Below are 22,822 nucleotides of genomic sequence, written 5' to 3' on the forward strand. Positions count from 1 at the left end.
GGTCTCGGAGCGCGCTGCATGACGCAAAGCGCGTGCCAGAGGCCGCCCGGTGCAGGCGGCAACGTACGCGGCGGGCGGGGCGGAACGCAGCGGATTGTCCGCGCCCGATTGTCGCGTGCGATTGTCAGGGGTCAATGGTCGGCGGGGTTACTCCGTGCCATGGCTGTTCGCGGCGGCGTTGCGCATGGCTTCCTCGGCCGACTGCATGCCGTTGAAGAACAGGTTCAGCACCACGGCCACGATGGTGCCCAGCACGATGCCGCTGTGCGTGAACGGGTCGGTCCACTTGGGCAGATACTGGAACAGCGTGGGCGCCAGCGTGGGGATCATGCCGAAGCCGATGGAGATCGCCACGATGAACAGGTTGTGGCGGTTGCGGTTGAAATCGCAGCTGCCCAGGATGCGGATGCCGGTGGCCGCGACCATGCCGAACATCACGATGCCGGCGCCGCCCAGCACGAACTGCGGCACCGACGCCACCACGTGGGCCATCTTCGGGAACAGGCCGAACGCGATCAGGATCAGGCCGCCGGCGGCCGCCACGTAGCGCGAGCGCACGCCGGTCACGGTGACCAGCCCCACGTTCTGCGAGAACGACGTGTACGGGAACGTGTTGAACACGCCGCCGATGACCGTGCCCAGGCCGTCGGCGCGCAGGCCGGCGGTCAGGTCCTTCGGGCTCAGCCGGCGGCCGGTGATGTCGGACAGCGCCAGGAACATGCCGGTGGACTCGACCAGCGTGATCAGCATCACGATGCACATCGACAGGATCGCGGTGAGCTGGAACGTCGGCATGCCGAAGTGCAGCGGCGTGATGACGGCCACGAAGCTGGCTTCGTGCAGGCCCTCGAACGACACCTTGCCGAACGCCATTGCCACGAACGTGCCGATGATGATGCCCAGCAGCACCGCGCAGTTGGCCACCAGGCCGCGCCCGTAGCGCGTCAGCAGCAGGATCACCAGCAGCGTCAGGCCGGCGATGGCCAGGTTGCCCAGGTCGCCGTAGGCCAGGTTCGGCACGTCCTTGACCACGCCGTCGATGACGGCCCGCGTGGTGGGCTGGCCGCCGCCGGCCCAGTTGATGCCCACGCGCATCAGCGACACCCCGATCAGCGTGATCACGGTGCCGGTCACCACGGGCGGGAACAGCCCCAGCATGCGCCCCATCATCGGCGCGATCAGGATGCCGAAGAGCCCGGACGCAATCACCGCGCCATAGATGCCCAGCAGGCCCACGTTGGGGTCGGTGCCGATGGCGATCATCGGCGCCACCGACGCGAACGTCACGCCCATCATCACGGGCATGCGGATGCCGAACTTCCAGAAGCCGATGGCCTGGATCAGCGTGGCCAGGCCGGCCGCGAACAGGTCGGCATTGATCAGGAACGCGAGCTGGTCCTTCGGCAGCTTGAGCGCCCCGCCGACGATGAGCGGAACGGCAACGGTACCGGCATACATCACCAGCACGTGCTGCAGGCCCAGCGCCAGCAACCGCCCGGAGGGCAGCCGCTCGTTTGTCTGGTCCGTGGGGACCGTGGTGCTTGCGGAATTCATGGGTGTGTCTCCTCTCCGATTGGTTTCGATGGGAACGCGCGCCGGGTTTTGCCCGTGACCGCTTTTGTCGATGCCTCTTGTGATGGGCGATTGTTGGCGGTTCTTGTCCGGCTGCCTGCCGCGCCTCTGGCGGGCGTGGATGCGGCGGGCAGCGGGTGGGCCTGCATCGGCAACAGGGGTGTGCTGTTGCCCGGCGGCGGGAACACCGTGCTAGGTGGAGCGGCCCAGCACGCTGCGAAGATCGAAGTTGCCGGGCTCGTCCGGCTGCACGCGGTCCGCGCAGGCGCCAAGGTGGTGCGCCATGCGCGACTGCGCCAGGGCGGCGTCGCCCTGTTCCAGTGCGTCAAGAATGTCGTCGTGCTCGTCGAACGAGCACGCGTTGTGGCCGGGGGCCTCCACGCTGGCGATCATCAGCGTGGTGCGCGACACCAGCCGCCGCATCATCGTTACCAGCAGCGCGTTGCCGGACAGGTCGGCCAGCGCGGTATGGAATTCGGCGGACAGGCGGATCCAGGTGGGCCGCTCGTGCGTGAGAAACGCCTGGCGCTCGTCGGCCACCATCTTGCGCAGCGGCGCGATCACCGCGCGCACGTTCGGCATGGCGGCCAGTTTTTCCAGCACGGCGCGCTCCAGCATCTGGCGCAGCTCGAACATGTCGTGCGCCTCGTCGGTCGACGGGCTGGCGATGAAGGCGCCTCGGTTGGGCTCCAGGTCGACCATGCCGTCGGCGGCCAGCCGGGACAGCACCTTGCGCACGGTGTGTCGCGCGGTGGCATAGATCTCGCACAGCGAATGCTCGGTGAGCTTGGTGCGCGGCGGCAGGCGGTGCTCCATGATCGCGTCGTAGATCTCGTGATACATGCGCTCTTCCACCGACCCCTTGCGGGCGGGCTTGTTGTCTAGGGACGCGGGCAGCGCGTCGGCGGCGATCAGCTTGAGATTCTTGGACATCCTGGACACTCGCAATGCAGGGGAGGCGATGGTCAGCGATCGTAGCGAGCCATGCACAGACCAACATCAAGCGTTTTGATATCGATCATTTGGCTGCGCCGATCTAAAAATTGTTGACAATTATTTGGATATGCAAGCACCATTGTCAACAAAACCGACCCAGGTTTTCGACAACTACGGGTAATTACCGAGTTGTCTAACGGATAGGGCAGGCGCATTGTCGCCTCGCACCAATCCAGCGCCGGGATGCGTTGAAACACGTACCGAGCGGGCACCATTTCCCACAAATGGTGCTAGTGAAGGCAGCGGCGCCCCTCACAACCCACATTCCAAAGGAAGAACAGGATGGGACGCTTGACCACTCACGTTCTCGACACTGCCGCCGGGACGCCCGGTGCCGGCATGTCGGTTACCCTGCATAAAATTGTCGACAATCGACGCGAGACCCTGAAGTCGATTCGGACCAACCACGATGGCCGTGCCGACCAGCCGCTGCTGGAAGGCGCCGACCTGCAACCGGGCGTCTACGAACTCGACTTCGGCGCTGGCGACTACTTCCGTGCCCAGGGCGTCAAGCTGCCCGAACCGGCCTTTCTCGACGTGGTGACGCTGCGCTTCGGCATTGCCGACACGGCCGCGCACTACCACGTGCCGCTGCTGGTGTCGCCATGGTCGTACTCGACCTACCGCGGCAGCTGAGACAAGGCGGACGGGAACAAGGAGACAAGTCATGGAAGGCTACATTCTCGACTGGGCCAATCTGCTCTTGCGCTGGCTGCACGTCATCACGGCGATTGCCTGGATCGGCTCGTCGTTCTACTTCGTCTGGCTCGACAACAGCCTGACGCGCCCCACGGACGCCGGGCTCAAGGACAAGGGCGTCGATGGCGAACTCTGGGCAGTGCACGGCGGCGGGTTCTACAACCCCCAGAAGTACCTGACCGCGCCGAAGTCGCTGCCCGGGAACCTGCACTGGTTCTACTGGGAGTCGTACTCCACGTGGATGAGCGGCTTCGCGCTGCTGGTGGTGCTGTACCTGTTCAACGCCAGCACCTTCCTGATCGACAAGAACGTCTACGACATGTCGCCCGGCGCGGCCGTGGGCTTCGCGGTGTCGTACCTGATCGTGGGCTGGGTGGTCTATGACGCCATCTGCCGGATCTTCGGCAAGAGCGACCGGACGGTGGGCATCCTGGTGGCGATCTACGTGGGCGTGGCCGCCTATGTGGCTTGCCATATCTTCTCGGGCCGCGCGGCGTTCCTGCTGACCGGCGCGATGATCGCCACGATCATGAGCGCGAACGTGCTGTTCTGGATCATCCCGGGGCAGCGCAAGGTGGTGGCGGCGCTCAAGGCCGGCCAGCCGGTGGACCCGATCCACGGCAAGCGCGGCAAGCAGCGCAGCGTGCACAACACGTACTTCACGTTGCCGGTGCTGTTCGCGATGCTGTCGAACCACTACAGCATGACCTACGCGGCCAAGAACAACTGGGTGGTGCTGATCCTGGTCATGCTGGCCGGCGTGCTGATCCGCCAGTTCTTCATCCTCAAGCACAAGGGCAAGATCAACATCGCGTGGCCGGCCGCCGGCGTGGCGTGCCTGGGCCTGGTGGCGTTCCTGATCGCGCCGCAGCCGCGCCCGCAGGTGGCGCAGGGCGAAGGCGCCGCCAACGCGGTGAGCTTCGTCAAGGTGCAGGAGATCATGAACTCGCGCTGCGTGCAGTGCCATGCCGCGCAGCCGAAGATGATGCCGACGGCCGCCAAGGGCATCAAGCTCGATACCGTGGACGACATCAAGTCGCACGCCCAGCTCATCTACCAGCAGGCCGTGCAGCAGAAGGCGATGCCGCTGGGCAACGTCACGCAGATCACGGACGACGAACGCGCACTGCTGGGCCAGTGGTTCGAGGGCGGCGCCAAGACGACCAACTGATTACGACCGGGCATCGGTGATCGACGGTCCGGAGGCTGCGCAGTCGGCAGCCGGCTGTACCGGACCGGCGAGGGTTTGAACGGGGCTTCGGCCCCGTTTTTTTATCAGCGTCCGACGTTGAACAGCGCCAGCAGTCCCAGCACCAGGAAGATCGCGGCGGCGATCTTGTGGACCAGGGCAATCGGCATCCGGTTCGCGAACTTTTCGCCGAGCATCACGGCCGGTGCATTGGCCAGCATCATGCCGAACGTCGTGCCGGCCACCACCGCCAGCACCTCGCCATGGAAGCGGGCCGCCAGCGCCACGGTGGCGATCTGCGTCTTGTCGCCCATCTCGGCAAAGAAGAAGGCCACGATCGTGGTGCCCAGGATGCCCAGCGCGCCCTTGGCCGGCTTCGCTTCCTCGGCCTCGTCGAGCTTGTCGGGAATCAGCATCCACGCGGCCATCGCAATAAAGCCAAGACCGAGGATCCAGCGCAGCAGGTTGGCGCCCAGGACCTGGGTGATCCAGCCACCAAGGGCGCCGGCAAAGCCGTGGTTGACCAGCGTGGCGATCAGGATGCCGAGGATGATGGGAAGGGGTTTGCGATACCGCGCGGCCAGCACGAGGGACAGCAACTGCGTCTTGTCGCCCATTTCGGCGAGCGCGACGATACCTGTGGAGACGAGGAATGATTCCATTGTTATTGGTGTAAAACCGGGCCGCCTGCGCATCTTGCGAGATGCCAATGACACACACCTTTCCCGGCCCGGCCAGAAAGGTATGGTCATCGGTCTCGCCAGGCGCTGGACACAAGGTCCAAGGCTGCGCACGCCATAACCGCTTCGCGGTCAAGTCTGTTGACGTACGCCCCTGTCCTCCGGGTGCCGCATTGCGCGGCGCGGTGGGATCAGGGCGGCTACTCCCCAATGGAGCCCGCATTGTAGCCAGACCGTCGGCGAATGTCCAACGATCTGGCGGAACTACGATCGAATTGAGAAGGGTTCTCAGGCAGGCACGGGGGCGTTCTCGCTGGTCTGGCGACCGCGGAAATCGGTCCAGCACAGGGCCTTGAAGTCGTAGAGCTTGCAGTGCCGCGCGGTACGGAAGTACCAGCGCCACGAGAACTTCTCGATGATGATCCGCCCCGGCAGCGCGTGCTCCAGCAGGGCCTGCGCGCGCTTCAGCCGGTACAGCGGCACGCTCATGTCCACGTGGTGCGCCGTGTGTTCCATGATGTGGTGCAGCGCCGCGCCGATGCCCATGCCGAAGCGCAGGTGCACGGTCGTCGAGACGAACGGCTGGGCCTTGGCCCACATCGCCTTGGTGTCGTACCACGCCACGCTGGTATGGGTGTGGTGGACATAGAGCACGAAGCCGACCGTCGTGTTCCAGACCAGGAACGGCAGCACGAAGCCGGTGCCAACCATCAGCAGCACTGACTGCCCCGTGGCGACGGCCAGCCATGCCAGCGCGCCGATCCACAGCGCGCCGAAGGCGGCCACCAGCGTGCAGTCCCACAGGAAGATCGCGCGGCGCGTGGCCATCTGGCGCTTGCTCGGGAAGAACAGCTTGAACCACCAGATCTCGATCAGGTAGTACAGGCCGGCGCCGAAGCCGTTGCGGTAGATGCGCTCCATCACGCGGCGGCGGCGCGGCAGCGCGCGGAATTCGTCGAGCGAGTAGGGCGCCCAGACGAAGTCGAAGCCCTTGAGGTTGGTATAGCCGTGGTGCACCACGTTGTGGCCCACTTCCCACAGGCTGTACGGCGTCAGCGACGGCAGGAAGGTCAGCCGGCCCAGCCACTTGTTCAGGCCGCGGTGGTCGGTCAGGCTCTGGTGGCAGGCGTCGTGGCCGATGATGAACAGCCGCGCGATGATCAGCCCGGCCAGCACGCCGAGGCCCACCTTGGCCCACCATGCCGACAGCAGCACCACGCCGGCCAGCACCGCGAAGAACAGCGCGTAGTCGAACGCGAACAGCAGCAGCGCGCGCGACGTGCTGCGGCGTCCCAGCGGGATCAGCCAGCTTCGGATGGTCTTGCGGTTGGGGAACGGGGCCTCGAACGCGATCGGCTCGGGCAGTGGCACGTCGCCGGCATGCGGGCGACGCTGGGATGCGGTGGACGGGGCGGCGGCGGGCGGCGGCGTGCCGCCGTCCGTCGGGGAAAGGGTCTGGGATCTGGCAGTCATCAAGGCTTCAGCGAGTCGGAATGCAGGGGGCGCCCATTTGCGTGGGCGCACGAATGCGACAGGCTATAAGGCTTGGATGACGATTGTGTTGATGCCGATCAAGACATTGGGCGTGAAAGGGGCTTCGGCGTCCCATGCAAAGCCGGAGCCGCTTGATCGGCAGGGCGGCAGGCCGGCGGGGTGCTCAGGCAGCCACCGGCTGCGCGGCTTCGCCCATCACGTACACGCTGTCGATGACGCGGTCGTCGCCCAGCATCGCAAACGCGAACAGCTGCTCTTCCAGCGTCTCCGAGCGGCTGCTGCGGCGCGCGATCAGCGGCGTGGCATCGGGGTCCAGCACCACGAAATCGGCCTCGCAGCCCACCTCGAAACTGCCGATGCGGTCCTGCCAGCCCAGCGCCTCGGCCGCCGCGCGCGTGGCCAGGTAGAACATGCGCAGCGCCGTCAGGTGGTAGCCGCCCATGCGCGCCACCTTGTGGGCGGCGTTCATCGTGCGGAACATCGAGAACGACGTGCCGCCGCCCACGTCGGTGGCCAGCGTCACGTTCAGGCGGTTGGCGTCGGACTGGTGGAAGTCGTAGAACCCGCTGCCCAGGAACAGGTTCGACGTGGGGCAGTGGGCCACGGCCGCGCCGCTGTCGGCCAGGCGGCGGCGGTCCTCGGGGTCCAGGTAGATCGCGTGGCCGTAGAACGCGCCCGGGCGCAGCAGGCCGTAGCGGTCGTAGACGTCCAGGTAGCTGCGCGCGTCCGGGAACAGCTCGGCCACCCATTTCACCTCGTCGCGGTTCTCGGCCACGTGCGTCTGGATGAAGACGTCGTCATGCGCGCGCGCCAGCTCGCCGCAGGCGGCAAGCTGGGCTTCGGTGGACGTGGGCGCGAAGCGCGGCGTGATGGCGTAGGCCAGCCGGTCCTTGCCGTGCCACTTCGAGATCAGGTCGGCCGATTCGCGCGCGCCGGATTCGGCCGTGTCCTGCAGGAAATCGGGACAGTTGCGGTCCATCAGCACCTTGCCGGTGATCATCCGCAGGTTGCGCGCCTGGCTGGCCGCGAACAGCGCGTCGGCCGACTGCGCGTGCACGGTGCTCCAGACCATCGCCGTGGTCGTGCCGTTGCGCAGCAGTTCGTCGGTGAAGAAGTCGGCCACGCCGCGCGCGTAGGTGGCGTCGCTGAAGCGGCGCTCCTCGGGGAACGTGTAGGTGTCCAGCCAGTGCAGCAGCCCCGGCGACGGCGACGCGATGATGTCGGTCTGCGGGTAGTGCACGTGCGTGTCGATGAAGCCCGGGACGATCAGCTTGCCGCGATGGTCGACCAGCTCGGCGCCGGCCGGCACCTCGGGCGCCAGCGTGGCGTACCGGCCCACGGCGGCCACGCGCCCGGCGGTCACGATCATCAGGCCGTCTTCCCAATACTGATAAGCGTCCTCGTGGAACTGCGGATCGCGCAGGAAATGGAGGATGCGGCCGCGGATGGCGCGGGTGACGGCACCGTTGGTGCGGGGGGCGGGGGAAGTCGTCATCGTCTTGTCTCGGGGCGGCCGGCGCCCCGCCCGTGCCTTGGCAGGCAGCGGGCGCGGCATCCGGCATTCTGGGATAGGCGTCCGCGTCAGCCCGTGGAACTCACATGGGCCGCCGCGGGCGGGGACATCGGCGGCGCCGACCAGAAATGGTCGACTTCCGCCAGGAATTCGGCCTTCTGCTTCTCCGGCAGGAAGGCCGCTTCAAAACTGTTGCGCGCCAGCTTGTGGGCGTCGGCGGCGTCCAGCGGCAGCGCGTCGAACGTGGCTTCCCAGTTGGCGTTCATGTAGCCGCCAAAGTAGGCCGGGTCATCCGAATGCAGCGTCACGGCCACGCCGGCGTCCAGTAGTTGCTTCAGCGAGTGGTCGCGCAGGTCCGGATACACCTTGAGCTTCTGGTTCGACAGCGGGCAGACCGTCAGCGCCACGCGCTCGCGCGCCAGCCGTTCAACCAGCGCCGCGTCGTCGATGGCCCGCACGCCGTGGTCGATCCGCTCCACCTTGAGGATGTCCAGCGCGTCGGTCACGTACTGCGCCGGGCCTTCCTCGCCCGCGTGGGCCACCAGGCGCAGGCCCAGCGCCTTGGCGCGGGCAAACACCCGCGCGAACTTCTCGGGCGGGTTGCCGCGCTCCGACGAATCCAGTCCCACGCCGACAAAGCGGTCGCGGTAGGGCAGCGCGGCCTCCAGCGTGGCGAACGCGTCTTCCTCGGACAGGTGGCGCAGGAAGCAGAGGATCAGGCTGCTCGAAAAATCGTACTCGGTGCGTGCCTGCGCCAGCGCGTCCGAGATGCCGTCGATCACGGTGCCGATCGGCACGCCGCGCTCGGTGTGGGTCTGCGGATCGAAGAAGATCTCGGCATGGCGGACGTTGTCGGCCACGGCGCGCTGCACGTAGGCCATTGTCATGTCGAAGAAGTCTTCCTCGGTCAGCAGCACGCTGGCGCCGGCGTAGTAGATGTCCAGGAACGACTGCAGGTCGCTGAAGGCATAGGCGGCGCTCAGCGCCTCCACGTCGGGGTAGGCCAGGCTGACGTTGTTGCGCTGGGCCAGCCGGAAGATCAGCTCGGGTTCGAGCGTGCCTTCGATATGCACGTGCAGTTCGGCCTTGGGAGTTCGGCGGATTTTGTCCGCCAGCGCGGCATCGATGGTCATGGGGCCTCTTTTCTATGCTGACAGCCGCACGGGCGGCTGTGCTGTTACGGAAGCACCGTCTCCAGCCGCTGGGCGCGCAGCGCCGCAATGCGCTGCTCGCGCACCTGCAGTAGCTGGGCGACGATGGCAACCGCAATCATAGCCGGAGCCTTGTCTGTAATGCCCGCCACACCCATCGGGCAGGTCATTTCCGGTAGCCGCGCCGGGTCCACGCCGTGCTCCACCATCCGGTGCTCGAACCTGGCCCGCTTGGTCCTGGAGCCGATCAGCCCGAAATAGGCGAAATCCGTGCGGCGGAAGATGCGCTCGCAGAGCTGCTGGTCCAGCGCGTGGCTGTGGGTCATGACGGTGAAGTACGCGCCCGGCGGCGCCTGGTCGACCACGGCCTCGGGCGTGTCGGTCGGCTCGGCCTCGATGGTGTCGGGCAGCCCGGCCGGGAACAGCGTGTCGCGCTCGTCCACCCAGTGCACGTGACAGGGCAGCGTGGACAGCACTTTTACCAGCGCATGGCCAACGTGGCCCGCGCCGAACAGCACCACGTGCATGGCGTCGGGCACCAGCGTGTCGATCCAGGTCCCGTCGCCCTGCAGCGCCGCCGTGGCCAACTGTGCACGGCTCGGCGCAAAGCCGACCGGGCCGGCGGGCGGCACCACGCGCTCGATCGCCCGGCCGGCCCGGAACGCGGCCTGCACGGCGTCCAGCCACGGCAGGTCGGCCTCGTCCAGTACTTCGAACGCCAGCTTGACCACGCCGCCGCAGCACTGGCCCAGCGTCGGCCCCAGCGCGATGCGCTCGATGCGCCGCGGCGGGTTGCCGCGCACGTGGCGGTTGGCCAGCATCGCGCGGGCGATGTCCATGCCGCGCCATTCCAGATGGCCGCCGCCGATGGTGCCGACCAGGTCGTCGGCCGTGACCAGCATGCGGATGCCGGCCTCGCGCGGCGCGGAGCCCTTGACGTCGACGATGGTGACCATCGCCACGGGTACGCCGGCGCGCACCCAGCGAGCGGCGTCGGCAAAGCGGAACGGCTTGAGCGGGGCGTCCTGCATGGTAGGTCTCCGTCGCGTCAGGCCGGCACGCCGGCGGCGGCCTGCACGGCCTCCACGGCGTCCAGGATGGCTTCGCTGGTGGCCGGGGCGCGCAGCGGCGGGTTGACCCGGTAGTCGCCCACGGCCGCGACGGCGTCGCGGATGGCGAAGAACACCGAGAACGGCAGCAGCAGCGGCGGCTCGCCCACGGCCTTCGAGCGGTGGATGCTGTCCTCGACGTTGGCGTTCTGGAACAGCCGCACGTGAAAGCCCTCGGGCACGTCGTTGATCGTCGGGATCTTGTAGGTCGACGGCGCGTGGGTCATCAGCTTGCCGTTCGGGTTCCACCACAGTTCCTCGGTGGTCAGCCAGCCCATGCCCTGCACGAACGCGCCTTCCACCTGGCCGATGTCGATGGCCGGGTTCAGCGACTTGCCGGCGTCGTGCAGCGCGTCGGCGCGCAGCAGCTTCCATTCGCCGGTCAGCGTGTCGACGATCACCTCCGAGCACGCGGCGCCGTAGGCGTAGTAGTAGAACGGCCGGCCGTGCAGCGCCTTCTGGTCCCAGTACAGCTTGGGCGTGGTGTAGAAGCCGTCTGACCAGAGCTGCACGCGGGCGATGTAGGCCTCGCGCACCAGTTCGTTGAACGGCAGCCGCAGCTCGCCGGCAATCACCAGGTCGTCGTTGAAGCGGATGTCGGCGGGCGTCACGCCGGCCTTGCGCGCGGCAAAGTCGGCCAGCCGCTCGCGGATCTGGCGCGCGGCGTCCTGGGCGGCCTTGCCGTTCAGGTCGGCGCCGGTGGACGCGGCCGTGGCCGACGTGTTGGCCACCTTGCTGGTATCGGTGGCCGTCACGCGCACGCGCTCCATGCGGATGCCCAGCTCGTGCGCCACCACCATCGCCACCTTGGTGTTCAGCCCCTGGCCCATCTCGGTGCCGCCGTGGTTCACCAGCACCGACCCGTCGTTGTAGACGTGCACCAGCGCGCCGGCCTGGTTGTAGTGCGCCACGTTGAACGAGATGCCGAACTTGACCGGCGTGATCGCGATGCCCTTCTTCAGCACCGGGCTGTTGGCGTTGAACGCGCGGGTGGCCGCGCGGCGGGCCTGGTAGGCCGACGAGGCCACCAGTTCGTCGATCAGCTCGTGGATGACGTTGTCCTCCACGGTCTGGCCGTACGGCGTGACGTTGCGCTCGCCCTTGCCGTAGAAGTTGGCGCGGCGCACGTCCAGCGAATCCTTGCCGATGTTGCGCGCCACGTTGTCCAGGATGTACTCCACCGCGAACGCGCCCTGCGGGCCGCCAAAGCCCCGGAACGCCGTGTTGCTCTGCGTGTTGGTCTTGCCGCAGTAGCCGTCGATCTGCACGTGCGGCAGCCAGTAGGCGTTGTCGAAGTGGCAGATGGCGCGGGTCATGACCGGGCCGGACAGGTCGGCGGAGAAACCCGCGCGCGACACCATCTCCACGCGCACGGCCTCCAGCCGGCCCTCGTCGTCGTGGCCGACATCGAAGTCGAACGTGAAGTCGTGGCGCTTGCCGGTGATCATCATGTCGTCGTCGCGGTCCGGACGCAGCTTGACCGGGCACAGCAGCTTCCAGGCGGCCAGCGCCGCGCAGCACGCGAACATGGCCGACTGCGATTCCTTGCCGCCGAAGCCCCCGCCCATGCGGCGGCATTCCACCAGCACCTGGTGGGCGTGCCAGCCCAGCATGTGCGCCACGGCGTGCTGCATCTCGGTCGGGTGCTGGGTGGAGCACCAGACGTGCATGCCGTCGTTCTCGCGCGGGGCGGCGTAGGCGATCTGGCCTTCCAGGTAGAACTGTTCCTGGCCGCCCAGGCGGATGTGGCCGCTGTCGCGATGGGTGGCCGCCGCCAGTTGCCGGGCTGGCTCGCCGCGCGTCAGGTGCATCGGCGGCAGCACGTAGCTGCCGGCGGCATGGGCCGCCTCGGGCGTCAGCACCGGCGGCAGGTCCTCGTAGTCGATGTCGGCCAGGCGGGCGGCGCGGCGCGCGGCGTCATGCGACGTGGCCACGACCACGAAGATCGGCTGGCCGACGAACTGCACCACGTCCCTGGCCAGGATCGGGTCGTCGTGGATGATCGGGCCGCAGTCGTTGACGCCCGGGATGTCGTCGACGGTCAGCACGGCCACCACGCCGGGCGCCTTGCGCACGCGGTCCAGCCCCACGGACTTCAGCCGCGCATGGGCCTTGGCGCTCATGCCCAGCGCCGCGTGGAGCGTGCCGGCCAGTTCGGGAATGTCGTCGGTATAGGTGGCGGTGCCGGCCACGTGCAGGTGGGCCGATTCGTGCGGGCGCGAGATGCCCACCTGGGGCGTGGACTCCGCGGCCACGCTGGCGTCGAGCAGGAAGGGTTCGGTTTGCTTGTTCATGGCGGGCGTTCCTTACGCGCTGACCGTTTCGCCGGCGCCGAGGGCGCGGACATTGACCATGGCGGCGGGCAGCGCGCCATCGCGGGTTTCCAGCCAGAAGCGGTAGAGCAGGTTGGCGGCGCCGCGCGCGCGATAGGCGGCGGTGGCGCGCATGTCGGTCAGCGGCGTGTAGTCCTGGCCCAGCGCGGCCATCGCGGCCCGCGCGGTGGCCTCGGTCCACGGCTGGCCGACCAGCGCGGCCTCGGCCTGCGCGGCCCGCCGGGGCGTGGCGGCCATGCCGCCGAACGCGATGCGGGCGTGGGTCACGATGCCGTCATCGACGCTGATGCCAAAGGCGGCGCAGACGGCCGAGATGTCCTCGTCGAAACGCTTGGACAGCTTGTAGGTCCGGAAATGGCCCGGCCCCTTCACCGGCACGCGCAGCCCGGCGACGAACTCGCCCTCGGCCATGGCCGTCTTCTGGTAGGCCAGGTACAGGTCCTCCAGCGGCAGCGTGCGGCGCACGTCGCCGTGCTGCAGCACCACCTCGGTACCCAGCGCGATCAGCGCCGGCATCGAATCGCCGATGGGGGACCCGTTGGCCACGTTGCCACCCAGCGTGCCCGCGTTGCGGATCGGCAGCGAGGCAAAGCGCTTCCACAGCTCCTCCAGCTCGGGATGGGCGGCATTGAGCGCGGCGTACGCCTTTTCCAGCGTCACGGCCGCGCCGATCTCGACGTAGCCGTCGCGCTCGGCCACGGTGTTCAGGTCTTCCACCTGGCCGACGTAGAGCAGGTTGCCCAGCTCGCGGAACTGCTTGGTGACCCACAGGCCGACGTCGGTGCTGCCGGCCAGGATGCGGATGCCGGGCTCGGCCCCCTTGATCGCGCCAAATTCGGCCGACGTGCGCGGCGCGTAGAAATGCTGGCCGCGCGCGCTGTAGTGGAATGTCTCGCCGCGCCTGAGGCTGCGCAGCGTGTCGGCAATCTGCTTCGGGTTCAGGCGGCTGGCGGCCGGGGCGGGCAGGGCCATCATGCGCTGGCCGGCGTCGACGATGGGCCGGTAGCCGGTGCAGCGGCACAGGTTGCCGGTCAGCGCGTCGCAGATCTCCTGGCGGGCCGGCGGTGCGCCGCCCGGGGTGTGCTGCTGGTACAGCGCCCAGAGCGACATCACGAAGCCCGGCGTGCAGAAGCCGCATTGCGAGCCGTGGCATTCGACCATCGCCTCCTGCACCGGGTGCAGCGTGCCGTCGGCCTGGCGCAGGTCTTCCACCGTGACCAGTGCCTTGCCGTCCAGCGTGGGCAGGAACTGGATGCAGGCGTTGACGGCCTTGAACTCGACGTCGCCGTCCGGCTTGAGCTCGCCCAGCACGACCGTGCAGGCGCCGCAGTCGCCTTCGGCGCAGCCTTCCTTGGTGCCGGTGCAGCGCACGTCCTCGCGCAGGTACTGCAGCACGGTGCGGGTCACCGGGGCGTCGGACACTTCCTGCACCTGGCCGCGGTGGTAGAAGCGGATCGTTTGCGTCTCCATGATCTTCTCTCTTTCGGGGATGGCGGAAACATAGCACCGGGTCTTTTCCTGCAATATTTGGCCCAGGTGATATGCCCCATCAAGGCGCGCGCCAATGGCCGGCGCGGCGCCGCCATCCCTGCCCCGGGGCGGCCTGGCGGGGCATCTCCGGGTCTTCCCGTAGTGCATCGGCACGCGGCGCCGTATTTGACCGTATCAGGGGTGGCTGTCTTACACTATGCGCCGTTCCCTTCCCCCACGCCACCCACGCCACCCAGAAGAGCGGGGCGGCACCTGCCATGCACGGACGCGACCATCTCGATACCTATTTGCTGCGGGTACTGCACACCCTGCTCACCGAGCAGAGCGTGACCCGCACCGCCGTCCGGCTTGGCCAGTCGCAGCCGGCCATCAGCAATACGCTCAAGCGGCTGCGCGAGATCACCGGCGACGCCATCCTGGTGCGCGGCAAGAGCGGCATGGTGCCGACCGAGCGCGGCCGGGAACTGCTGCTGCTGGCCGAGCAGAGCCTGGCGGCGATGGACCGCATCGCCCGGCCGCCGCAGCAGTTCGACCCGGCCACCACCACGCGCACGTTCCACCTGGGCGCGCCGGACTACCTGGACGCCTTCTTCCTGCCCAACATCGTCGAGCGCGTGCGCCGGCTGGCGCCGGGCGCCAAGCTGTTCGTGCATCCGATGACCCAGTCGACCGACTTTCTGGACGCTTTGGAGCAGGGCCATCTGGATATCGTGGTCGGCAACTGGCTGTCGCCGCCCGAGCACCTGCACATCTCGCCGCTGTTCGACGACGAGGTGGTCTGCATGCTCGGCGCCCAGCACCCGCTGGCGCGCCACGGTCTGACGCTGCGCCACTACCTGGAAATGCCGCACCTGGCGCCGGCGCCGTATGCGTCGATGCAGCGCAGCATGATCGACCAGGCGCTAGCCGAGCAGGGCTACAAGCGCAATATCCAGGTCACGCTGCCGTACTTCGGGCTGGTGCCGTACGTGCTGATGAAGACCGACATGGTGTTCACCACGGGCCGCCAGTTTGCCGCCCACTACGCGCAGTACCTGCCGATCCGCATGGTGCCGTCGCCGGTCACGTTCCCGCGCATGCGCTTCTACCAGCTCTGGCACGAGCGCTGCCACGCCGCGCCGGACGTGATGTGGCTGCGCCGGATGATTGCCGAGGTGGCGTCGGACCTGCCGCAGCTACCCCGCCTGGAGTCGGCGCCGGCTACCTGACGCTGTGCCCGGTATGGCGCATGATCCACTTCGATATCGGCGCTGTCCCGCCCGCGCCCGCACCGGCCGCTGGCGTTACACTCACCGGACGTTGAACGCGCCGTAACGCGAGGGAGCTGCCATGCTGGAAACCGCCGCGCTGGCCGCCGGCATGTCATGGGCCAGCGGCCTGCGCCTCTACCTGGCCGTGCTGACGGCCGGCGTGCTGGCCCGCCTGGGCTGGCTCGACCTGCCGTCCGGGCTGCAGGTGCTGTCGTCCTGGTGGGTGATCGGGGTGGCCGCCGCGCTGACCATGGCCGAATTCGTGGCCGACAAGGTGCCCGGCTTCGACACCGCCTGGGACGGCATCCAGACCTTCATCCGGATTCCCGCCGGCGCCATCCTGGCGGCCGCCGCCTTTGGCCACATGGACCCCCAGTGGACCGTGGCCGCCGGCCTGATCGGCGGCACGCTGGCCGGCACCGCCCACGCGGCCAAGGCCGGCACGCGGGCGCTGATCAACGTGTCGCCCGAACCTTTCTCGAACTGGGTGGCCTCATTCACCGAGGATGTCGGCACGATGGGCGGCCTGCTGCTGGCGTTCTTCCTGCCGGTCGTGTTCCTGGTGCTGCTGGTACTGTTCCTGATCGTCGCCGCCTGGCTCGTGCCCCGGCTCTGGCGCGGCGCGCGGCGGCTGCACGCCAGCCTGCGCGGCAAGCCCGACCATCCGCCCCATCGTCCCTGATTGCCACCCCCAAACTGCCTGCCAACCCGCCAGCCGGACATGTCGACTGCCTCCCCAACCGAAGCCCACCCCCATCGATTCTCGGCCTGGCGCCAGGCCATGCGCATGGCCCGCCGCGACTGGCTGGCCGGCGAACTGACGCTGCTGCTGTTTGCACTGGTGCTGGCCGTGGCCGCGCTGACCAGCGTGGGCTTTCTGGCCGACCGCATGCGGCTGGGGCTGGAGCGCGACGCGCGGCAGATGATCGCCGCCGATGTGCTGCTGATCTCCGACCAGCCGTTCGATGCCGCCTTTGCCGACCGCGCCCGGCGCGACGGCCTGCAGGTGGCGCAGACGGTGACCTTCCCGAGCATGGCCACGGCGCGCGCCCAGGGCGCCCCGGCGCAGGGCGACGCGCCGAGCCAGCTGGCCGCGCTGAAGGCCGCCTCTGACGGCTACCCGCTGCGCGGCCGGCTCAAGGTGGCGCAGGCGCCCGGCGGGCCCGAAGCCAACGCCGAGGGCATCCCGGCGCCCGGCACGGTCTGGGTGGACGAGGCACTGCTGATCGCGCTGGGCCTGCGCGTCGGCGACGGCCTGCAACTGGGCAGCAAGACGTTCCGCATCGACCGGATCATCACGCAGGAACTCGATCGCGGCGCCGGCTTCATGAACTTCGCGCCGCGCGTGCTGCTGCCGATGGCCGACCTGGAGGCCACCAGGCTGATCGGCTGGGGCAGCCGCGTGACCTACCGCCTGCTGGTGGCCGGCCCCGACGCGGCCGGCGAGGCGTACCGCAAGTGGGCAACGGCCGAGATCGAGCGGCGCCACCTGCGCAATACGCGCGTGGAATCGCTGGAATCGGGCCAGCCGCAGATGCGCGCCACGCTGGACCGGGCCGAGCGATTTCTGTCGCTGGTGGCGGTGCTGTCGTCGATGATCGCCGCGGTGGCCATTGCCATGTCCGCGCGGCGCTACATGCAGCGCCACACCGACGCCACGGCGGTCTACAAGTGCCTGGGGCTGTCGCGCGGGCAGATCCTGGCCGCGTTCGGCATCGAGTTCGTGATGCTGGGGCTGGCCGGCGCGCTGGTGGGCGTGGCGCTGGGCTACGCGGCCCACTACGGGCTGCTGGCGTCGCTGGGCGGCATCCTGCAGGTGTCGCTGCCGCATCCGTCGGCCGTGCCGGCGCTGGTGGGCGTGGCGGCCGGGCTGGTGCTGCTGGTGGGGTTTGCGCTCCCCCCGCTGCTGGCGCTGACGCGGATCGCGCCGCTGCGCGTGCTGCGGCGGGACATCGGGCTGCCGCCGGTATCGGCCTGGACGGCCTACGCGCTGGGCCTGGGCGCGTTCGTGGCGCTGCTGATGGTGGCCGCGCGCGACCTGAAGCTGGGCCTGACCACGGCGGGCGGCTTCGTGGGCGCTGGCGTGGTGTTCGCGCTGCTGGCGCTGGCGTTGCTGATGGCGCTGTCGCGCACCATGCGCGGCCGCGCGCGGGGCAGCGTGGGCTGGCGCTTTGCGCTGGCGGTGCTGGAACGGCGCCGCGGCGTGACCGTGCTGCAGACCGTGGCGCTGGCCGTGGGGCTGATGGCGCTGCTGCTGCTGGGCATGACGCGCAATGACCTGATCGATTCCTGGCGCAACGCCACGCCGGCCGACGCGCCCAACCGGTTCATCATCAACATCCAGCCCGACCAGCGTGAGCCGCTGCGCCAGATGCTGGCCCGGAGCGGGGTCGACGACCTGCTGTTCCCGATGGTGCGCGGCCGGCTGATCCAGATCGGCGACCGGCCGGTGCAGGCTGCTGACTACCCCGACGGCCGCGCACGCAACCTGGTCGAGCGCGAGTTCAACCTGTCGTACATGGATACGGTGCCGGACGGCAACGAGGTGGTGGCCGGCAAGTGGGACGGCGGCGCGTCGGTGGAGGAGGGCATCGCCAAGACCCTGCATATCCGGCTGGGCGATACGCTGCGCTTCGACGTGGCCGGGCAGATCGTCGAGGCGCCGGTGACGTCGCTGCGCAAGCTCGAATGGGGCTCGATGCGTGTCAACTTCTTCGTCATCCTGCCCGTGGCCAAGATGCAGGGGCTGCCGGAGACGTACATCACGTCGTTCCACCTGCCGCCCGAGCAGGCGGCGCTCGGCAACCGGCTGACGGCCACGTTTCCGAACATCACCGTGGTCAATACCGACCTGATCCTGCGCCAGATCCAGAACGTGCTGGACCAGGTGATCGCGGCCGTGGAGTTCCTGTTCGTCTTCACGCTGCTGGCCGGCGTGACCGTGCTGTACGCGGCGCTGTCCGGCGCGCGCGACGAGCGCAAGCGCGACGCGGGCCTGCTCAAGGCGCTGGGCGCCCCGGCGGCGCTGGTCCGGCAGACGCAGTACGCCGAGTTCCTGGTGGTGGGCGGGCTGGCCGGCTTCCTGGCCAGCCTGGGCGCCATTGCCGTGGGTTGGGGGCTGTCGCAGTTCGTGTTCGACTTTCCGTATCGCTTCAACGGCTGGATCGTGCCGGTGGGCGTGGTTTCTGGCATGCTGTGCGCTTTTGCCGGCGGCTGGCTGGGCCTGCGCGAAGTGCTGCGGCAGCCGGCGCTGGCCACGCTGCGGGATGTGAACTGAAGATGGTGACGAATATCGAAGAGCCCGGCGAGAAGCGCGAGGAGATCACCGCCTACGAGCTGATCGGCGGCGAGGCGCGTGTGCGCGAGCTGGTCGACCGTTTCTACGACCTGATGGACCTGGAGGCCGAGTTTGCGGGGCTGCGCGCGCTGCACCCGGCATCGCTGGACGGCTCGCGCGACAAGCTGTTCTGGTTCCTCTGCGGCTGGCTGGGCGGCCCGAACTACTTTATCGAGCGCTTTGGCCACCCGCGCCTGCGCGCCCGCCACCTGCCGTTCGAGATCGGCACCAGCGAGCGCGACCAGTGGATGCGCTGCATGGCGCTGGCGATGCAGGACGTGGGCCTGCCCGAGGACCTGCAGATGCGCCTGATGCAGGCGCTGTTCCAGACCGCCGACTGGATGCGCAATGTCCAGCGCTGACCCCCGCGACACCGTGCCCCCCGCCGCGCGCGCGGTGCTCGACTTCTGGTTCGGGCTGCCGGGATCGCCTGCGTGGAATACCTCGCGGCGCGAGTGGTTCACCAAGTCCGACGCCTTCGACGCCGACATCCGCGAGCGCTTCCTGCCGGCCTGGCAGGCCGCCCACGACGGCGCCGCGGACGACTGGTCGGTCACCCCGGCCGGCGCCTGCGCGCGCGTGGTGCTGCTGGACCAGTTCCCGCGCAACATGTTCCGCGGCGACGCCCGCAGCTTTGCCACCGACGGCCAGGCGCTGGCGCTGGCCCGGCGCATGCTGGCCGACGGCTGGGACCGCCAGCTCCCCACGCCGTGGCATCGGATGTTCTGCTACCTGCCATTCGAGCACGCCGAGTCGCTGGCCGAGCAGGACGTCTCCGTGGGCGCATTCGAGGCGCTGCGCGACGAGACCGGCGGCCAGGTCGACGTGGTCGAGTGGGCGATCAAGCACCGCGATATCGTCGCGCGCTTCGGCCGGTTCCCGCATCGCAACGCCGTGCTGGGCCGCGCCGGCACCGCCGAGGAACTGGCCTTCCTGGAGCAGCCGGGATCGCGGTTCTAGCCGCCGGGCACGGCCGGGCGACCGTCCTGTGCCGTGCACGCCGCCCGGCGGGGTCGGGCTGCCCGGTGTGCTTATAATCCCAATCCTGCCGATCGAAAGTCTTTCCGATATCCCATGGAAGCCAAACCGCAAGCCGGTCCGCGCCGTACCCGAGACCGCATCCTCGATGTGTCGCTGCGCCTGTTCAACGAACTGGGCGAGCCGAACGTCACCACGACGACCATCGCGGAGGCCATGGAAATCAGCCCTGGCAACCTCTACTACCACTTCCGCAACAAGGACGACATCATCAATTCCATCTTCGTGCGCTTCGAGCAGGAGATGGAGCGCCGCCTGAAGATGCCGGAGGACCACAAGGCCACGCTGGGCGAGAGCTGGGGCTACCTGCAGTACATGTCGGAGTTCCTGTGGAACTACCGCTTCCTGTACCGGGACATCAACGACCTGCTGGCGCGCAACCGGATGCTGGAGACCAACTTCAAGCGCATCGTCGACCAGAAGAAGCGCTTTGCGATGGAGATCTGCCGCCAGTTCCAGGAAGACGGCGACATGGAGGCCACGCCCGAGCAGGTGGACGCGGTCTGCACCAACATCGTCGTGATCGCCACCTACTGGCTGTCGTTCCAGTTCGTGCAGCACCCGCGCCAGTACAACGATCCCGAGCAGATCCGCGGCTACCTGCACGGGTCCAGCTATCACATTTTCTCGATCCTGGCGCCGTACCTGCGCGGCAAGGCGCGCGAGGCGTTCGACCAGCTGGCGCGCGAGTACGCGGCCCAGAAGGCCGCCGCCGACGCCGCCCGCGCCGAAAAGGAGCGCAAGTGAAATCGGTCTGCGTCTATTGCGGGTCCAGCCCCGGCTTCCGGCCCGAGTATGCGGCGATGGCGCAGGCGCTGGGCCAGGCCATGGCCGAACGCGGTCTGGCGCTGGTCTACGGCGGTGGCAAGGTTGGGCTGATGGGTGTCGTGGCGGACAGCGTGATGGCTGCGGGCGGCAAGGCCATCGGCATCATTCCGGACGCGCTGATGCAGAAAGAAGTGGGCCATCGCGGCCTGACCGAGCTCCACGTCGTGCGCAACATGCACGAGCGCAAGCAGATGATGGCGGACCGCGCCGACGCGTTCATCGCCATGCCCGGCGGCGTGGGGACCTTCGAGGAACTGTTCGAGACGTTCACGTGGGCCCAGCTTGGCTACCACGACAAGCCCGTGGGGCTGCTGAACGTGGCGGGCTTCTACGACGGCATGCTCGCGTTCCTGAACCACGCCGTGGGCGAGGGCTTTCTGAAGCAGGCGCACGCCGACATCCTCCACGTCTCGACGTCGCCCGCCGACCTGCTCGCCCAACTGGCCGCCGCACCGCGCGTGCGCGTGGACAAGTGGCAGGCCGGGCGGGAGAAGACCTGAACGTTTGACGTGGCCGAAGGTTTTCTCCCTTCTCGGAGCACCCCAGCCGTTCCCTTATCCCCACCATCCCCCGATCCACCGCACCACCGGCGGGCCGCCGATGGCGATCCATGTGCCGCCGCACAGGATCAGCGCCAGCATCACGGCGGCGCTGCCGAAGTCCTTGGCGCGCTTGGAAAGGCTGTGGCGTTCCAGCGAGATCCGGTCGATCGCCGCCTCGACGCTCGAATTGAGCAACTCCACGATCAGCACCAGCAGCAGCGTGCCCAGCAGCAGCACGCGCTCCACGATCGTCACCGGCAGCAGGAACGCGCACGGCGTGAGGATGACCACCAACGTCAGTTCCTGGCGGAACGCGCTCTCTTCGAGCACCGCGTAGCGCAGCCCCGACAGCGAATTGATGGCCGCATGCCACGCGCGCGTCAGCCCGCGGTTGCCCTTGTGGGGATTGTTGGCGATCGAGTATTCGGATTCCACTTCAGCCGCCACCCGGGTGGCGGTCGGCCGGTGCAGCGACGGATCGGGCGGTAGCGTGGGTTGGGGCTTGGCCATGATCGGGTGCGACGGTAGATGCCGGGTTGTCGGATCCGCCCGCCGCGCCAGGCAGCGGACGCAGATGCGCAAGGAACTGTTCGGAAGCGGCGCGCCACGAGAACTTCTCGGCGTGCTGGCGCGCGGTGGCGCGGTCGATGCGCAGCGCTTCCAGGCAGGCTTCGCGCAGGTCTTCGTGCATCACGCCGGCCGGGCTGTCGCCCAGTACGTCGATCGGACCCGTCACCGGATACGCCGCCACGGGCAGGCCGCTGGCCAGCGCTTCCAGCAGGACCAGGCCGAACGTGTCGGTCTTGCTCGGAAACACGAAAACGTCTGCCGAAGCATACACCTTTGCCAGATCTGGCTGTTTCAGCACGCCCAGGTAGTTGGCCGTCGGATAGCGCTGCTTGAGCCCGGCCAGCGCCGGGCCGTCGCCCACGATCCATTTGGAGCCGGGCAGGTCAAGCTGCAGGAACGCCTCGACGTTCTTTTCCACGGCCACGCGGCCCACGTACAGGAAGATCGGATGGGCGGTGTTTAAAACGTTGGCCCGCTGCGCGGTAAAGACGTCCAGGTCCACGCCGCGCGTCCAGAGCACGCCGTGCGTGATGCCGTAGTCCTGCAGGTCCTTGAGCACGACCGGCGTCGGGGCCATGACGGCGCGCGCCGGGCCGTGGAACCAGCGCAGGAAGCGGTAGGTCCAGGCCAGCGGAATGCCGAAGCGGGCCTGCACGTATTCCGGAAAGCGTGTGTGGTAGGCCGTGGTGAACGGCAGGCGGTGGCGGATGGCATAGGCGCGCGCGGCCAGGCCCAGCGGGCCTTCGGTGGCGATGTGCAGGGCCTCCGGGCGGAAACCGTCGATGCGCCGGCGTACCTTGGCCGACGGCAGGATCGAGAGGCGGATCTCGGGATAGGTCGGGCACGGCACCGTGCGGAATTCCAGCGGCGTGAGCAGATCCACCGTGTGACCCATGGCTTCGAGCTCGCGGCGGGTCGACTTCAGCGTGCGTACCACGCCGTTGACCTGCGGTTCCCATGCGTCGGTAACGATCATGACTCTCATTGAAGCTCCTTGGGGCGGCAGTGCCGTAGTGGTATGGCGGTCCGG

General features: G+C 68.4%; 20 protein-coding genes and 1 riboswitch. Of the genes, 9 read left to right on the top strand and 11 right to left on the bottom strand.

Translation table 11 applies throughout. The features are described from left to right. Positions 1-147: 147 nt before the first annotated feature. On the bottom strand, positions 148-1,554 hold the full coding sequence (locus tag QTN24_RS05770) for a nucleobase:cation symporter-2 family protein (protein WP_124684909.1): 1,407 nt from the start codon (positions 1,552-1,554) through the stop codon (positions 148-150). A 210-nt stretch (positions 1,555-1,764) separates the two neighbouring features. Continuing rightward, complete coding sequence (locus QTN24_RS05775) at positions 1,765-2,505, bottom strand: GntR family transcriptional regulator (protein ID WP_124684908.1); 741 nt, start codon at positions 2,503-2,505, stop codon at positions 1,765-1,767. Between the two features lie 345 nt (positions 2,506-2,850). Here QTN24_RS05775 and uraH point away from each other — a divergent pair, with 345 nt between their 5' ends. Beyond that, a complete protein-coding gene (uraH, locus tag QTN24_RS05780) occupies positions 2,851-3,204 on the top strand; it encodes a hydroxyisourate hydrolase (RefSeq protein ID WP_124684907.1) in 354 nt (117 codons plus the stop codon). A 31-nt stretch (positions 3,205-3,235) separates the two neighbouring features. Next, entirely contained in the window at positions 3,236-4,438 is a 1,203-nt protein-coding gene (locus QTN24_RS05785; protein WP_313835753.1) for a urate hydroxylase PuuD, read from the top strand. A 104-nt stretch (positions 4,439-4,542) separates the two neighbouring features. On the opposite strand, the gene QTN24_RS05790 is transcribed toward QTN24_RS05785, so the two are convergent. The 7 genes from QTN24_RS05790 to xdhA all read right to left on the bottom strand — a co-directional run bounded on the left by QTN24_RS05790 (position 4,543) and on the right by xdhA (position 14,206). Further along, complete coding sequence (locus tag QTN24_RS05790; RefSeq protein WP_313835755.1) at positions 4,543-5,118, bottom strand: TMEM165/GDT1 family protein; 576 nt, start codon at positions 5,116-5,118, stop codon at positions 4,543-4,545. A 56-nt stretch (positions 5,119-5,174) separates the two neighbouring features. After that, positions 5,175-5,360, bottom strand: a riboswitch (yybP-ykoY riboswitch). A gap of 64 nt (positions 5,361-5,424) precedes the next feature. Next, positions 5,425-6,609 carry a fatty acid desaturase gene (locus tag QTN24_RS05795; protein ID WP_313835756.1) on the bottom strand — a complete coding sequence of 395 codons (1,185 nt, stop codon included), beginning with the start codon at positions 6,607-6,609 and terminating at the stop codon, positions 5,425-5,427. A 184-nt stretch (positions 6,610-6,793) separates the two neighbouring features. Continuing rightward, positions 6,794-8,125 (bottom strand): guanine deaminase, encoded by a 1,332-nt coding sequence (gene guaD, locus QTN24_RS05800; protein WP_313835757.1) that lies wholly within the window; start codon positions 8,123-8,125, stop codon positions 6,794-6,796. Between the two features lie 86 nt (positions 8,126-8,211). Then, positions 8,212-9,276 carry an adenosine deaminase gene (locus tag QTN24_RS05805; RefSeq protein WP_313835758.1) on the bottom strand — a complete coding sequence of 355 codons (1,065 nt, stop codon included), beginning with the start codon at positions 9,274-9,276 and terminating at the stop codon, positions 8,212-8,214. A gap of 44 nt (positions 9,277-9,320) precedes the next feature. Then, complete coding sequence (xdhC, locus tag QTN24_RS05810) at positions 9,321-10,325, bottom strand: xanthine dehydrogenase accessory protein XdhC (RefSeq protein WP_313835760.1); 1,005 nt, start codon at positions 10,323-10,325, stop codon at positions 9,321-9,323. 17 nt (positions 10,326-10,342) lie between these two features. Then, complete coding sequence (gene xdhB / locus QTN24_RS05815) at positions 10,343-12,697, bottom strand: xanthine dehydrogenase molybdopterin binding subunit (protein WP_313835762.1); 2,355 nt, start codon at positions 12,695-12,697, stop codon at positions 10,343-10,345. 12 nt (positions 12,698-12,709) lie between these two features. Beyond that, entirely contained in the window at positions 12,710-14,206 is a 1,497-nt protein-coding gene (xdhA, locus tag QTN24_RS05820) for a xanthine dehydrogenase small subunit (RefSeq protein WP_313835764.1), read from the bottom strand. Positions 14,207-14,484: 278 nt separating this feature from the next. Here xdhA and QTN24_RS05825 point away from each other — a divergent pair, with 278 nt between their 5' ends. From QTN24_RS05825 to QTN24_RS05855, 7 genes are all read left to right on the top strand, one after another. Next, positions 14,485-15,435, top strand: a complete 951-nt coding sequence (locus tag QTN24_RS05825) for a LysR substrate-binding domain-containing protein (protein ID WP_124684898.1) — start codon at positions 14,485-14,487, stop codon at positions 15,433-15,435. A gap of 121 nt (positions 15,436-15,556) precedes the next feature. Beyond that, positions 15,557-16,159 (top strand): DUF4126 domain-containing protein, encoded by a 603-nt coding sequence (locus QTN24_RS05830; protein ID WP_313835766.1) that lies wholly within the window; start codon positions 15,557-15,559, stop codon positions 16,157-16,159. Between the two features lie 39 nt (positions 16,160-16,198). After that, positions 16,199-18,754, top strand: coding sequence for an ABC transporter permease (locus QTN24_RS05835; RefSeq protein ID WP_124684896.1), 2,556 nt, complete (start codon positions 16,199-16,201; stop codon positions 18,752-18,754). Positions 18,755-18,756: 2 nt separating this feature from the next. Continuing rightward, a complete protein-coding gene (locus QTN24_RS05840) occupies positions 18,757-19,176 on the top strand; it encodes a group II truncated hemoglobin (protein ID WP_124684895.1) in 420 nt (139 codons plus the stop codon). Next, positions 19,163-19,774 carry a DUF924 family protein gene (locus QTN24_RS05845; RefSeq protein ID WP_124684894.1) on the top strand — a complete coding sequence of 204 codons (612 nt, stop codon included), beginning with the start codon at positions 19,163-19,165 and terminating at the stop codon, positions 19,772-19,774. Before QTN24_RS05840 ends, QTN24_RS05845 begins: the two co-directional genes overlap by 14 nt. A 114-nt stretch (positions 19,775-19,888) precedes the next feature. Further along, on the top strand, positions 19,889-20,599 hold the full coding sequence (locus QTN24_RS05850; RefSeq protein WP_313835770.1) for a TetR/AcrR family transcriptional regulator: 711 nt from the start codon (positions 19,889-19,891) through the stop codon (positions 20,597-20,599). After that, on the top strand, positions 20,596-21,180 hold the full coding sequence (locus QTN24_RS05855) for a TIGR00730 family Rossman fold protein (RefSeq protein ID WP_313835772.1): 585 nt from the start codon (positions 20,596-20,598) through the stop codon (positions 21,178-21,180). Before QTN24_RS05850 ends, QTN24_RS05855 begins: the two co-directional genes overlap by 4 nt. Before the next feature lie 54 nt (positions 21,181-21,234). Here QTN24_RS05855 and QTN24_RS05860 read toward each other — a convergent pair whose 3' ends face one another. Both QTN24_RS05860 and QTN24_RS05865 read right to left on the bottom strand, forming a co-directional pair. Beyond that, a complete protein-coding gene (locus tag QTN24_RS05860) occupies positions 21,235-21,732 on the bottom strand; it encodes a diacylglycerol kinase (RefSeq protein WP_124684891.1) in 498 nt (165 codons plus the stop codon). Next, positions 21,659-22,777 (bottom strand): glycosyltransferase family 4 protein, encoded by a 1,119-nt coding sequence (locus tag QTN24_RS05865; protein WP_124684890.1) that lies wholly within the window; start codon positions 22,775-22,777, stop codon positions 21,659-21,661. Before QTN24_RS05865 ends, QTN24_RS05860 begins: the two co-directional genes overlap by 74 nt. Between the last annotated feature and the right edge of the window lie 45 nt (positions 22,778-22,822).

The organism is Cupriavidus sp. SZY C1 (assembly GCF_032190535.1).
Lineage (GTDB): Bacteria > Pseudomonadota > Gammaproteobacteria > Burkholderiales > Burkholderiaceae > Cupriavidus > Cupriavidus pauculus_C.